This is a genomic window from Nitrosospira multiformis (genome assembly GCF_900111585.1).
GTDB lineage: Bacteria > Pseudomonadota > Gammaproteobacteria > Burkholderiales > Nitrosomonadaceae > Nitrosospira > Nitrosospira multiformis_B.
In genome coordinates this window covers 20647-32898 of the sequence record NZ_FOHI01000010.1, presented here as the reverse complement: position 1 = coordinate 32898, position 12252 = coordinate 20647, and the positions used below count along the sequence as shown (strand labels likewise).

14 protein-coding genes are annotated in these 12252 nt (G+C 50.9%); 11 read left to right on the top strand and 3 right to left on the bottom strand.

Annotated elements, in window-relative coordinates; all coding sequences use genetic code 11:
• Nucleotides 1-307 precede the first annotated feature (307 nt).
• Nucleotides 308-1252 carry a trypsin-like peptidase domain-containing protein gene (locus BMW46_RS15435; RefSeq protein ID WP_177171096.1) on the bottom strand — a complete coding sequence of 315 codons (945 nt, stop codon included), beginning with the start codon at nucleotides 1250-1252 and terminating at the stop codon, nucleotides 308-310.
• A gap of 72 nt (nucleotides 1253-1324) precedes the next feature.
• On the bottom strand, nucleotides 1325-2686 hold the full coding sequence (locus tag BMW46_RS12930; RefSeq protein ID WP_074709134.1) for a phage integrase: 1362 nt from the start codon (nucleotides 2684-2686) through the stop codon (nucleotides 1325-1327).
• Nucleotides 2687-2979: 293 nt separating this feature from the next.
• Between BMW46_RS12930 and BMW46_RS12925 the strand changes: the two genes are divergently transcribed.
• From BMW46_RS12925 to BMW46_RS12880, 11 genes are all read left to right on the top strand, one after another.
• A complete protein-coding gene (locus tag BMW46_RS12925) occupies nucleotides 2980-4179 on the top strand; it encodes a tyrosine-type recombinase/integrase (RefSeq protein WP_074709081.1) in 1200 nt (399 codons plus the stop codon).
• 21 nt (nucleotides 4180-4200) lie between these two features.
• Nucleotides 4201-5001: a hypothetical protein gene (locus tag BMW46_RS12920; protein WP_074709080.1), complete on the top strand. Its 801-nt coding sequence runs from the start codon at nucleotides 4201-4203 to the stop codon at nucleotides 4999-5001.
• Nucleotides 5002-5130: 129 nt separating this feature from the next.
• A complete protein-coding gene (locus tag BMW46_RS12915; RefSeq protein WP_371113517.1) occupies nucleotides 5131-5481 on the top strand; it encodes a helix-turn-helix domain-containing protein in 351 nt (116 codons plus the stop codon).
• 121 nt (nucleotides 5482-5602) lie between these two features.
• Entirely contained in the window at nucleotides 5603-8443 is a 2841-nt protein-coding gene (locus tag BMW46_RS12910; RefSeq protein WP_143121470.1) for a DUF927 domain-containing protein, read from the top strand.
• 73 nt (nucleotides 8444-8516) lie between these two features.
• Nucleotides 8517-8939 (top strand): hypothetical protein, encoded by a 423-nt coding sequence (locus BMW46_RS12905; RefSeq protein WP_143121469.1) that lies wholly within the window; start codon nucleotides 8517-8519, stop codon nucleotides 8937-8939.
• A 1-nt stretch (nucleotide 8940) separates the two neighbouring features.
• On the top strand, nucleotides 8941-9510 hold the full coding sequence (locus BMW46_RS12900) for a terminase small subunit (RefSeq protein WP_074709078.1): 570 nt from the start codon (nucleotides 8941-8943) through the stop codon (nucleotides 9508-9510).
• A 157-nt stretch (nucleotides 9511-9667) separates the two neighbouring features.
• Nucleotides 9668-10090: a hypothetical protein gene (locus BMW46_RS12895; protein ID WP_074709077.1), complete on the top strand. Its 423-nt coding sequence runs from the start codon at nucleotides 9668-9670 to the stop codon at nucleotides 10088-10090.
• A gap of 270 nt (nucleotides 10091-10360) precedes the next feature.
• Nucleotides 10361-10492: a hypothetical protein gene (locus BMW46_RS15840; protein ID WP_256377064.1), complete on the top strand. Its 132-nt coding sequence runs from the start codon at nucleotides 10361-10363 to the stop codon at nucleotides 10490-10492.
• A gap of 218 nt (nucleotides 10493-10710) precedes the next feature.
• A complete protein-coding gene (locus tag BMW46_RS12890; RefSeq protein ID WP_074709076.1) occupies nucleotides 10711-11100 on the top strand; it encodes a hypothetical protein in 390 nt (129 codons plus the stop codon).
• Between the two features lie 44 nt (nucleotides 11101-11144).
• Nucleotides 11145-11438, top strand: a complete 294-nt coding sequence (locus BMW46_RS12885) for a hypothetical protein (protein WP_074709075.1) — start codon at nucleotides 11145-11147, stop codon at nucleotides 11436-11438.
• 11 nt (nucleotides 11439-11449) lie between these two features.
• A complete protein-coding gene (locus BMW46_RS12880; protein WP_074709074.1) occupies nucleotides 11450-11866 on the top strand; it encodes a thermonuclease family protein in 417 nt (138 codons plus the stop codon).
• 14 nt (nucleotides 11867-11880) lie between these two features.
• Here BMW46_RS12880 and BMW46_RS12875 read toward each other — a convergent pair whose 3' ends face one another.
• Nucleotides 11881-12201 carry a hypothetical protein gene (locus tag BMW46_RS12875; protein ID WP_143121468.1) on the bottom strand — a complete coding sequence of 107 codons (321 nt, stop codon included), beginning with the start codon at nucleotides 12199-12201 and terminating at the stop codon, nucleotides 11881-11883.
• Nucleotides 12202-12252 lie beyond the last annotated feature (51 nt).

Sequence of the window (12252 nt, the reverse complement as noted above, 5' to 3'; positions counted from 1 at the left end):
ATGTACTAACCCTGCTGCTGTCTCCCTGGTTATCTCATGTTTCTTCAGTACATTTCTAATCTCATCTGGTGTAGGCAATGTCAATGTGGTTGTATCCATAGGCTCTCTCGATTAAACAGTATTGTTGTTATTGGGCTTCTCATTGATTAGGACAAGTTGTCCAGGGGGCTTCTATTAGATCAAAAGTCTTTTGATGGAGCTTTCATTAGATCAAAGGGGGGGTAGAGGGGGGGATAAATCCTAACGCTGTAACGTAGGGTGCCCTGAGACAAATTTTTAGTGAAACTATTTGGAGTCGGTAAAAAACTTAAGGACGCTGTAACATCTTATATTCAATTGTGCAGTCTCCGTTCGGTTCTCGGTTACTTATCTCTATATGATCTATTCCCCCAATTGCCATAGGCATTGCTCCTTTTCTCATCATTTCATGTAGTGAATACGAAGGTGCAGGGAGCGGTAGGCGCTCGGGGAGACTTAGAGCCAAGGCTGGCCAAGAATAAGCTATCACTGACTCGCCGGATATCATCTGGTTAGAACGGGCCTCAGATGGGGAGTTGTCAGCACACACAATTCCACAAGCCGAAATCGTATATGCTTCACGAGGAAAATACACAAATCCCCCACTCATCCCAGGTTCAACAGGTATAGAGGTGGTAAAGCAAGGCCACCTATACTGACGAAATCCATCTGGATAAACCCCCGTAACAAGACCTCTACGTATGCTGATACGTTGAGACGCCGTGAATGGTCTTGGGCCACTGAAGGGGGCAGAGTGCGCATGATCAATTACATCCATTGCATCTAGGGATACCGTATGAACTATGTCGCCAACTGAAGGCCGCGCAGTATCGAGCGGAATAACCCCTCTGAACATGAATGGAGTTTCAGTAATCTCTTGGGGTAGCAAAATACAGCATGCGATATCCAACACATCATTATAGGAACAATGTGGAATAGTCATCGCCTCACCTCGTGTGCCATCAAGCCACATCGCCCTGAGTTTTTCTTTCTCGATAGCGGGAGCTAAGGAGCTAGCCGGAACAAAAATAGCAGACGGAGCATATCTAGGTACGGGTCTTTGAATATTTAACACCCCCTCCGTTAAGACATGCTTGGCGGTGATTACCAGAGCTATGTTCTCCCCAGTTCCGATAATGAAACCTGTCCCGGCCAGCCCCGGTTTGTTTCCATGATCAAAAGCCACAAAAGCAACTAGGCATGGCCTAAAATCATCAACTAAATTTGGATTCATCCCCGCTAGTTCTATCCACCAGCGTCCAAGAGTGTCATCAGGCAGAGGCATAGTTGATTCGAATAATTAGCCTTAGAAGGCTGACAATACTACTTTGTCCATCCACATCTTCAACTGCTGTAACCCGTATCCCAGTCCGTACTTGTCCCCAATGTCTTCCTTACCCCACCCCCCTACTGCATCCTGAATATCCTTTGGTGCTCCCACATTACGCAAGCGGTCCCGGATGGTGTGGCGAAATGCATGGGTTGTCTTCTTGACACCCAGACGGGACTCAATCCACTTATTGAGCGTATTGGAGGCGTGAGTCGCCTTGCATTCGTTCTTATCGGTGTACCTAGGGAAAGCAAAGAGTTGACCCGGCTGTGCTGCCTGGATAACTCTTTGTGCCGCCCACAGGGAAACCCCCACTAGGGGTACATTTCTCTTGCTAGATTTAGTCTTAAGGGTGCGCCAAGGATGAGGGCGAATGGAGACGTACGGGATAGGAGCGTCCAGGTGTAAGTCCTCCAATGTCAGTCCCGCAGCTTCAGCTATGCGGCATCCTAGGTCTATCTGTAGGGCTAGCAACCAACGTATATCATCATCCTCTTTCCTGCATTCCTGGGCGAGGATGATTAACTGGTCATTATCGAAAGGCTCTCTAGTCTTTGAATCCTCACCTAGTCTGGGGATTCTCAAGCGCAAGAAAGGATTCTGCTTCGCTATCTCCCTTTCTACGAGGGCTACATTGAATATTGCCCTGAGAATACTTATGTGTCGTTCTATCGTTGTAGTCTTAGCGCCTTCTGCAATCCCCCTAGAGACAAACTCATTTGCATCTGCTCGGGTTACTTGTTCAAGTTCCTTATCCCCAATTAGCGTTATTAGTCTTCCCCAAACCCTCTCGGTATCCGCTCGGAACTTCTTTTTATCTTTATTCTTGTGCCCATGAAGGTAAAGCTGGAGGGCATCACTAAGGCGAAACTTAGGCTCCTCATTCAGTAACCGCAGTGCTTCCAGTTCAGTAGGGTCCAGGTATTCCTCAGGGTCCGCGCTCTCGTACATCTCAGGGTCGCCCTGGGCATATGCTTCATGTTTCCTTTGGAGAAGTCCTATGAAAGAGTCAACTCCATGCTCATCATTGTCCGCTGGCTGAGGCTTGAGGCCGTACTGGTCAAGCAGCTTTACTGCCGCTTGCCGAATGCTTAATGGCTGTAAATCAGAGTTGCCCCGCATTGCAGCCCAGGTAGACTCGTATTGTCTATTGAGGTCTCGTACCTTCTTGGCAACCTGAGCGGGTTCATTGGTCTTGAGATTGACTTTGATATGCGTTGTACCGGGGTAACGCGGGAGTAAGTCTTGGGGAATCTTCCTTTGGTAATAATAGGTATTACCGCGCTGATAGACGTACTTGATTGACACGCTGAAGATGTGACCTAGCAATAGCTTCATTAGAGGGTACCACAAAAGTACCACCACAAGAAAGCTATACGCTGGATAAGTAGCTGATAACTAAGAAGATAATCCGCTGCATTTGGCTCCCCGACCAGGGCTCGAACCTGGGACCTGCGGATTAACAGTCCCAAGTCCTTCCTATTTCTGAAAATTTCTCATCTTTAATAAATCTTTATAAACCCTTACAATTAGCCATTCTTCACGAATAATCACATTTACGCTGCTACACTGAATTTTACCTATTTTTATAAAAAAGGTAGCAATAGAGTAGCAACGATTAAGGCGAGAGCATGGCTAAATTTAATTTCACAAAGGCAGCAATAGATCGACTGCCAGTTCCGGATAAGGGTTGGTCCTATCACTACGACCTCAAGGTTCAAGGCTTGGGCATTGGGATAGGTAAAAGTGGTAAAAAAACATTCATCCTCTACCGCAAAATCAATGGCAGGCCCGAACGTGTAACGCTAGGCCCCTATCCCGGCTTGACCATAGAACAAGCCAGGGGAAAGGCATCTGAAATGAATGCCGCCATTGCCAACGGAGCAAATCCTGCCGAAGTCAAACGCGGGCGGGACGCTGAGCTTACCTTTGGCGAACTGTTCAATCAGTACATCGAGCGTCACGCAAAGCAGAACAAGAGCACTTGGCAAGAAGATCAGCAGCGCTTCAGGCAATATCTGGAAGGCCCTCTCTCCAGGAAAAAAATAAGCCAGATCAACCGGCAAATCGTAGCTTCGATCCACAGCGACATCACCTTGGCGGGTCACCCGGTAGTGGCTAACCGAGTACTGGCGTTGATTTCCAGTATTTACGGTTGGGCGGTTTCAGCCGGGCTATTGGAGGCTAATCCGGTAAAAGGCATAAAAAGGAATAAAGAGAGGTCTCGCGACCGGTTTCTCCAGGGAGATGAGCTACCCCGTTTCTTCCAGGCGCTTGGCGAGGAAACGAATGAGACGATGCGCGATTATTTCCTGCTATCCCTGTTAACGGGGGCCAGACGCGCAAACATGCTGGCTATGTGTTGGGCGGACATTAACCTCGAGCGGGCTGAATGGCGCTTGAAGACCACCAAGAATGAGACGCCCCAAACGGTTACCCTGTCGCCTCAAGCTGTGGAAGTTTTACGTAATCGGATGCCTCCAGATCCCTCAGGTTTTGTATTTCCTGGAAAGGGCCAGACTGGGCATTTGACGGAACCAAAAAAGGGATGGGCAAGGGTTCTCCACCGTGCTGGTCTCAGTGATCTGCGCATCCATGACTTGCGCCGTACTCTCGGAAGCTGGCAGGCCAAGCAGGGTGCAAGCCTCGCCATTATCGGCAAAAGCCTCAATCACAAAAATCAGAATACCACAGCAATCTATGCACGGCTGGACCTCGATCCGGTGCGGGACAGTGTGAACGCTGCAACAAATGCAATGTTGGTAGCTGGCGGGTTAAAGGCGGACGTGAATGTTGTCAAGTTTAATCGCAACAAGGTAACGCTTGAGTGAACATCGACGAGGAGACTGTGTATGAAATATCCAGACTGGGCACCCAATATACTCGTGAAATATCTTGAAGACAGGAGGAGTATCGATGCTGAGAGCGTCTCTGATACGGGAGTTAATAGCCTGGCAAGATTTAAGAACATGAGGATAAAAGTTTGCTTTAATAAGCGTTATTTGCCGTTGTTCCTTCTTCCTGACGACCGGAGTGTGATACGGCTGGAGAAGCTTTTAACGGATCCTCGAATGAAAAATGTGTGGGGTGCGCTTCGGAGGCGCGTTTGTGACGACGAAGAATTTGTCTCATTCGTACTCACATGCAACAGAGCGCTAGACGAATGGCGGGGGGATTTAAAGTTAAAAGCTTCAGAGCGAAAAGCAATTGCCCAGGAAATCCAAGATACCGTCACCAAGCTGGATGCCCTAATAACGAAAACTCCCTGCTTTGATTACTATGACATTCACCACCTTTTTAGTGACGTCGAAATCAGGACCGCGCGAAAAGATTTGGAATCCTCTGAGAACGTCAGTTCTGGCGGTTTGGTCATCGGTGCGCGTTTTCCGACAATCTCCGACATATTGAAGGATATATCCAGACGCGCAAAGCAATACGGTGAGGAAGAACATCCAGTTAAGAAACCGAACTCAGAAAACGCGGATATTCATTACTTCGTGCGTAAACTCTATCAATATTTGCAAGAAAAATATAACCGACCTCTTTATGAAGTTGTAGCTGCGACTACAGAGGTTGTATTTGATCGCCAAAATATCAGTTCAGATTACGTCCGGGAACTAGTTCGGCGATACCCCGTAGCTTTTTGTAGTTAATTTGGCATTTAACCTACGGGTAGGTTTTCCACTGTAATTCATCAAAAAACACCCCTGGTAATATCAAGCTGAACTTCCCTAATATTCCCCTGGTTGCTGGATATTTACAGCGTAACTCGGGGGAATATCATGGATGGTCGAACTCTACTTGCACAGCTCCTAAAGCTCCAGCTTGCTGCTTCCTTAGCCATTCCTTCGGAAGCGATATCCTTAATGCCCATCTGGAGCGAATCTAGTCCTGATCGCCCACTTCGGGTTTTGATACCGGCGCCAAACGATCCACTCGTTAAGTCCCAAGCTTCTGATCCGTTACTCAAGCCCGCTGAAGCAGCTGAATATATCGGGGTGACCGAAAGCACGCTTAGCGTCTGGAGATGTACCGGACGCTATGACATTCCCTATATAAAAGTTGGCCGACTTGTCAGATACCGCAAATCCGCTCTCGATGCATTCCTCCATCGCAGAACCCGTGATCCCTGAGCAATCAGGGCGATCCCTATTGGACGGGTCCTTCTACAGGAAAAAATCACCTAAGACTTTACTGCAAGCGTTGAGACGCTGTAGCTAATCTCTTCCCTGGGTTTATTGGAATCTAGACGTCATGTTCGATATCTACTCCCAATTCCGGAATGCAATGGAGGCTGCGGGCATTACTCCGCCGGACGTGATCAAGGCAGATGGCGTCCTTCATCGTTTTCCCACTAACGGCAAGCCCGACGATGATGCGGGGTGGTATGTGTTTTACAACGACGGCATACCGGCGGGCGCCTTTGGAGACTGGCGCCTGGGGGTCGACTACAAGTGGCGAGCTGACATAGATCGCGCCCTCACCCGCATCGAGGAAGAAGAACACCGCACCAAATTGGAAGCAATGAAGCATTTGCGTGAGGTGGAGCAAAACAAGCGTAGAGCAAAGGCGCGGGAGCAGGCAAATCTTATTTGGGCCGACGCGATACCGTGCGCAAATCACTCCTACCTCGCCGCCAAGGGCATTGGGCCGAACAAAACCCGATTATTCGGTGATGAGCTTGTGATACCCCTTAAGGAAGGAAATGAGCTGCATTCCCTCCAGTTCATCAGCCCCAATGGCGACAAGAGGTTCTTGCCAGGTGGACGTGTTTCAGGCTGCTATTTCCGAATTGGCAACTCGGACGGCAAGGATGCACTATGCATTGCCGAAGGATTTGCTACCGGTGCCAGCATTCACGAAGCAACAGGCCTTCCGGTAGCGGTGGCCTTTAACGCGGGGAACCTGGAATCTGTAGCAAGAGGACTAGCTGAGAAATTCCCTGAGCTGCCCCTGATCATTTGTGCTGACGATGACTTCTCAACTGAAGGCAATCCCGGGCTGACCAAGGGCACTGAGACAGCACGAGCTGTGGGAGGACTCCTTGCTATACCTGATTTTGGCCCTGACAGACGGGACGGGATGACAGATTTCAACGATATGGAAAGACTGCGCGGACTGGAAGCTGTCAAGCTGGCAATAATGGGTGTGGCAGCTTCAGTAGGGGACCAAGGCAGTGGTGGCGAGCAAGGAGGTGACGAGCAAAAGGTGGCAGTGGATTTCCAGAGTTTGAGTCTCTCTTCTGCCTCACCGGATACCGAGGTATCACGGGTAGCAGAGGTGCAAGCCAATGGGGACGAGGCTTACGCTGTTACCCCTGCCAGTAGTGCTGAGGTAGCACAGGTAGCAGATAGCACAGTCAGTACAGCCAACCCCATTCCAGACATTGCTGATCGACCCACCTTCCGCGTTTTCAATGAGTGGTTGGAGCACGGTGGCAAGAAACTACGGCCAGGCGTGTGGCATTTTGGCACTGACAAGGAGGGACATCCAATTCAAACCTGGATTTCTTCTCCGCTCTATGTCGAGGCCGTCACCTATGACGGGAAGGACAATCACTTCGGGCGCATGTTGCGCTTCAAAAACACGATTGGTGGGTGGCGCGAGTGGGCGATGCCCATGCAAATGCTCGCTGGAACGGGGGATGAACTGCGTGGGGAACTGCTGTCAATGGGTGTGGAAATCGACCCCTCCCCCAACGCACGCCGTCTGCTCTCCACCTATCTGCAAGCCAAACCCCCGAAACGGCGTATCCGCTGTGCCTTGCAGGTTGGGTGGTGCGAGGATTCGTTCGTGTTGCCTGATACGGTCATAGGACCGAAGGCATCAGGACTGATCTTCCAAAGTGGGGAGGGTGTCCACGATGAACATACAATAGGGGGAACGCTTGCTGGCTGGCAAAGCGAGATAGCTGCTCGGGCAGTGGGCAACCCCTTATTGCTGCTTACCCTGTCCGCTGCATTTTCCGGCCCGCTGCTCGCCAAATGCAATGCGGAAGGCGGTGGATTGCATTTTGTTGGTGACTCCTCCACAGGCAAGACAACGCTCCTTGAAGCTGCCTGTTCTGTCTGGGGTGGCGCGAATTACCGCAGAAGCTGGCGAGCAACTGCCAACGGCATGGAAGGCGCGGCGGCCCTATTCAATGACTGCCTTCTCGCGTTGGATGAAATCAGCGAGTGTAATCCCAACGAGGTCGGGAACATTGTCTATGCCTTGGGCAACGGGCGCGGCAAGCAGCGCGCCAGTCGTACTGGAAGCCCTCGAGCATTGACGCGATGGCGCTGCATGGTCTTATCAAGTGGTGAGCGCACCATTGAAACCACCATGCAGGAAGGTGGAAACAGGTCTAAGGCTGGGCAGGCCGTACGGTTGCTTGACCTCCAGGTAGCACGCACCTTTGGTGCATGGGATAACCTGCATGATCTACCGAGTGGCACGACCTTTTCTGATGCAATCAAGCGGGCAGCGGCCACACATCATGGACATGCAGGTCGTGCCTTCCTTGAAAAGCTCACCCGCGACAATAGCGATTTTTGCGCTCTTCTCGAACGCATCAAGGGGCTGCGGGAATTCTCTGTCGAGGGAAGCGAAGGACAGGAAAAAAGGGCTGCGGCACGCTTCGCCCTCATCGCCCTAGGCGGTGAACTGGCAACCGAATACGGCCTAACAGGGTGGTCACCAGGGGATGCAATCCAGGCAGCAGCCTTAAGTTTCAAGGCATGGCGAGCTTCTCGTGGACACGGTAATAGCGAGCGGATACAAGTTCTCGAACGACTTCGGGACTTCATAGACCGGCATGGTGATTCGCGTTTTTCCGACAAGGATGCCAAAACCGATATTCCGATCCGTGATCGTGCGGGGTGGTGGGAGGATACTCCAGACGACCGTATTTATCTTTTTACAGCCGGAGGACTGCGTGAGGCGCTCAAGGGATTTGATTATGGCCGGGCACAAGACCTCTTGGCGGAAGTCGGGGTGTTGCCGCCTAGGGATGCGCAGGGGAAGCACTCCAGGACTTCCCGTGTCAATGGGGAATCAAAAAGATTGTACCCCATAGACCTGAGCAAACTGGGAGATGATTATGGGGCGGCTTGATGACCTATTGGCAATACTTGAAAGCAGGGGAAGTGCTACCTCTGCCACCTCTATTGAGCCAGCAGAGGTATCAGTGAAACCCGCGCCAGTAAAGGCTTGCACCCCTGCCACCTCTGTTACCTCTGAAAACAATGATGATGCAAATGATGGAAGAGACACCAGCCAGAGAGAAGCAGTCACCTCTCGCTGGTGGCGGATTCATTACCAAGACCGGAAGCCTATGGAAGTGGTCTATAGCCCTCTTGCCACGCAGGCTCAGATTCTCGAATGGGAACCGGAGGCGATAAAGGTCGAGCCTTTTGAACCGGTCCGACAGAAGCCGGATGAACCTTTGACAGTGGAGCAAGAAGTCCTGGTTCGAGCATGGTTGCGACACATCGGTGAAACTGATGAGGACATGATTCGTGACGCGCTCGACCAATGCAATACCGATGCGGCAGCGAGGCGTTCCTATTTGGAAGCGGCAGACAAGCTTAGGACCATGGGGGGATATTGAAATGAGCAAGCGCGAAAGATCGGAATTAACCTCAAAGCAACGGAGATTCACGGAAGAGTACGTTATCGACCTGAATGCCACCGCCGCTTATCTTCGTGCTGGCTATACCGCTCGTGGTAATTCGGCTGAAGCCGCCGCCTCTCGATTGTTAAGTAATGTTAAGGTTCAGGAAGCCATCGAGCAGAAGCAAAGGGAGGTCGCCAAGCGCTGCGAACTGACCACCGAGAATATCCTCCGGGAGGCCGCAGCCGTCGCGTTCTCGGACATTCGGAAGCTCTTCAACCCTGATGGATCACCGAAAGCCATTCATGAAATGGACGATACCACGGCTGCTGCTATCTCAAACATCGAAGTCGGCCAGACCATTACGGATGGCAAGGTGACAGGGAGAACGTGCAGAATAAGGTTCTGGGATAAGAACAGTGCTCAGGATCGGCTGTTCAGGCACATGGGGTTGTTTCGTAAAGAACATGCGCCTCAACAATCACCCCGCAAGATGAAGGTGGTCTTTGTCTCGCCGGATGGCGAAGTGGTGCCGTTCTCCGATCACAGAAAAGCTGGAGAAACCTGATCTGTTTTAAATAGCCTGGGATAAGGAGCGTTACGAGCAAGATGCTCAGGCAGATTACAGCATTCGCTGTCGCAGTGGAACCCGTGCTCGGTTCACTGGTTTTCGACTAGATGGCTCTTTGGAGACTGGTATTTCTGGCGCCAAAGCAGCCCAACGCATGTCTATTGAGATGATTGTCGGGCCGGAGAAGAAGGAAATCAGCGCTGCCTTGCTTGTCACCGCTTGCGACAAGAGCAGTGGGAAGATGCCGTTAGGCAGGTGGATTGATAAAGGATTGCTGCGCTACTACGACAAAGACAAAAGCCTCGTGCTTGTCGATCGTTCCGGCCTCTACATGGCCGGGCTGTCGCAAGCCCGAAGCTCGAAGGGAAAGATATATCGGGATGCCGCTCTGGTCAAGTATCGCAATAACTACCGCATGCTTTACCACGCAGGTTCGCAACCTGATACCCCGACCTTCGAAGCCGCGTTCAGTCGTGGAGAGGGTGGCCGGACTGGAATTGATGCCATGGCAGCCTTCACCGAAAGATGCATGAGGTCATCAAGGCAGGGAGTGAAACAAGGCGTCAACCCATTCTGATGGCAAAACTCCCCCCGCACGCTTATAGATGTTTGGGAAGACTTGCGCATTTGTAGCGCGGCTGGGACGATGGCTCCTGAAAATGTTTTACGACTATTGAATCACCGTCGATCAATCGGCAACTTGATTCCCGAAACATTGAAGCAGCACACGTTATTTTTCAGTACAAGGGCTTGGAGCTAATTCCCAACAGGGCGCCTGCTTGCGGGCGTACATGTAAAAATACTCTCGCAGCACGATTGGGTCAAGGTGCGGCCAACCCTGGAGGTGATGAGTGCTCGCCCGGATGCACCTGTCACGATCCGGCAGGGCATGCAAACCCTGCTTGATCGGTTCAAGGTGAAGGACGTTGATATTTGGCGCGCAATGACGCTGGACCAGCAACGCCAATTAAAAGGGTGAATAAAATGAAGCACGCTCTTTTTACGCGTGATTGGGTAGTACAAAATTTGCTTTCTCACGATGCAGCATTTCATAGGGTGTGATGAAGCGCAAGGAACTGAGGAAATTTTGAGAGGATGTACTTTAGTCCAATAGGCAACTAGTCTGCGCTGAATAACAATAACAATACGCAGGCGACAGCGTTCGATGTCGCGCTCAAGAGGGAAATACTCGTGACGATGGCAAGATCCGCCGCCTTAACAATCATCGCAGTTATGCTTTCCGGCTGTTCGGTATTCATGGCAGCAAAACAACCAGATAAAAAGAATGTGGAGCTATTTGCCCTGGGAACCCCGAGAAGCATGCTGCTTGCTGAGTTTGGGCCCCCGGCAGTGAGCGAAATGAGAGACGGAAAGAAATATGAAATTTACAAATTCGTTCAGGGTTATTCTGCGGGAGCCAAGGCCGGAAGAGCAGTATTCCATGGTGCCGCCGATGTGTTGACACTCGGTTTGTGGGAAGTGGTTGGAACGCCGGCGGAAGGCGTCTTTAGTGGTGACGAGATGGCCTACGAGGTGAGCTACGATAAAGATAATCGAATTGACGAAGTAATTGCGCTAAAGAAGTGATACGACGATCGCATCAAAGCGATAATCAACATAGGAATCACGAAATGAGACTCATAATCACCGCCCTCCTCGCCTCACTTCTAGCCGACATCGCCCAGGCTGAGCCGCCTCATTTAAGAGATCGGGAAACCGGAAAGTATCTTGGCAATCTGAGCGCAAATCCATACGATCCGAACTCTGTCAACAACCCATATGGGCAGTATGGAAGTCAATATAGTCCTGATTCTGTCAATAATCCGTATGGCCAATACGGAAGCCAATACAGCAATGATAGCGCCAATAATCCCTACGCTACGAACGCCCCCGGAATATACGGCGGCGATGGCTATAGCTACTAAAATCAGCATTCATGCTCTCTGCGGTCTTCTTGGCGACGGTTGTCGGCATTTCTGATGGCGACACTCTCACCGTTCTGAAGCAGGACAAACAGCAGGTCAAAATAAGACTCGCCGAAATCGACGCGCCCGAGAAGAATCAACCTTTCGGGACCCGCTCAAAGCAATCCCTCTCGGACCTCTGTTTCGGCAAGCGCGCTAATGTTATCCCGCATACGAAGGATCAATATAAAAGAACTGTCGCTCGGGTAAGCTGCGACGGTATTGATGCGAACGCCGAGCAAGTGAGCCGCGGAATGGCATGGGTGTATAAGACTTATGCCAGGGATCAAAATCTCTATCGCCTGCAGTCCGAGGCGATGACAGCAAGGCGTGGTTTATGGTCCCATCCCTCCCCTACTCCTCCTTGGGAGTTTAGAAAGCCTAAATAGTGTAGTCACGAGGTTCAGAATATGAGAGACCTGGCGGGCAAGGCTACTCGGGTACCGTGCGCACGGGTATTTTGAACAATTGGGAACGCGGCGTACGACGCTACCACCATTGTGCTTACTGTGACGGCGCGAAAGTATTCTGCACGACGTTGGACGTCTTTTATTTCCTCAGCCTTTCGCGACTGTTCCGCTGTTAACCAAGGCTTATGCAGCAAGTGGAGCTCTTCATAGGCAAGAAATCCTGCCTTAAAACCATCTTCCACATCCATGACGTGGTAACAGATATCGTCGGCAGCCTCAACGAGAAAAGCTAACGGATGCCGCTGCCATGCCATTGGCTCTCCAGGTTTTCTGATTAGACCAAGCTCATCGGCGAGCTCTTCGAA

What these genes read in the sequence shown, in the direction of transcription:
- BMW46_RS12900 (WP_074709078.1), top strand. Translation starts at nt 8,941, where the DNA reads ATGAGCAAGCGCGAAAGATCGGAATTAACCTCAAAGCAACGGAGATTC.
- BMW46_RS12875 (WP_143121468.1), bottom strand. Translation starts at nt 12,201, where the DNA reads ATGGCATGGCAGCGGCATCCGTTAGCTTTTCTCGTTGAGGCTGCCGAC.
- BMW46_RS12920 (WP_074709080.1), top strand. Translation starts at nt 4,201, where the DNA reads ATGAAATATCCAGACTGGGCACCCAATATACTCGTGAAATATCTTGAA.
- BMW46_RS15435 (WP_177171096.1), bottom strand. Translation starts at nt 1,252, where the DNA reads ATGAATCCAAATTTAGTTGATGATTTTAGGCCATGCCTAGTTGCTTTT.
- BMW46_RS12880 (WP_074709074.1), top strand. Translation starts at nt 11,450, where the DNA reads ATGCTCTCTGCGGTCTTCTTGGCGACGGTTGTCGGCATTTCTGATGGC.
- BMW46_RS12930 (WP_074709134.1), bottom strand. Translation starts at nt 2,686, where the DNA reads ATGAAGCTATTGCTAGGTCACATCTTCAGCGTGTCAATCAAGTACGTC.
- BMW46_RS15840 (WP_256377064.1), top strand. Translation starts at nt 10,361, where the DNA reads ATGAGTGCTCGCCCGGATGCACCTGTCACGATCCGGCAGGGCATGCAA.
- BMW46_RS12885 (WP_074709075.1), top strand. Translation starts at nt 11,145, where the DNA reads ATGAGACTCATAATCACCGCCCTCCTCGCCTCACTTCTAGCCGACATC.
- BMW46_RS12915 (WP_371113517.1), top strand. Translation starts at nt 5,131, where the DNA reads ATGGATGGTCGAACTCTACTTGCACAGCTCCTAAAGCTCCAGCTTGCT.
- BMW46_RS12910 (WP_143121470.1), top strand. Translation starts at nt 5,603, where the DNA reads ATGTTCGATATCTACTCCCAATTCCGGAATGCAATGGAGGCTGCGGGC.
- BMW46_RS12890 (WP_074709076.1), top strand. Translation starts at nt 10,711, where the DNA reads ATGGCAAGATCCGCCGCCTTAACAATCATCGCAGTTATGCTTTCCGGC.
- BMW46_RS12925 (WP_074709081.1), top strand. Translation starts at nt 2,980, where the DNA reads ATGGCTAAATTTAATTTCACAAAGGCAGCAATAGATCGACTGCCAGTT.
- BMW46_RS12895 (WP_074709077.1), top strand. Translation starts at nt 9,668, where the DNA reads ATGTCTATTGAGATGATTGTCGGGCCGGAGAAGAAGGAAATCAGCGCT.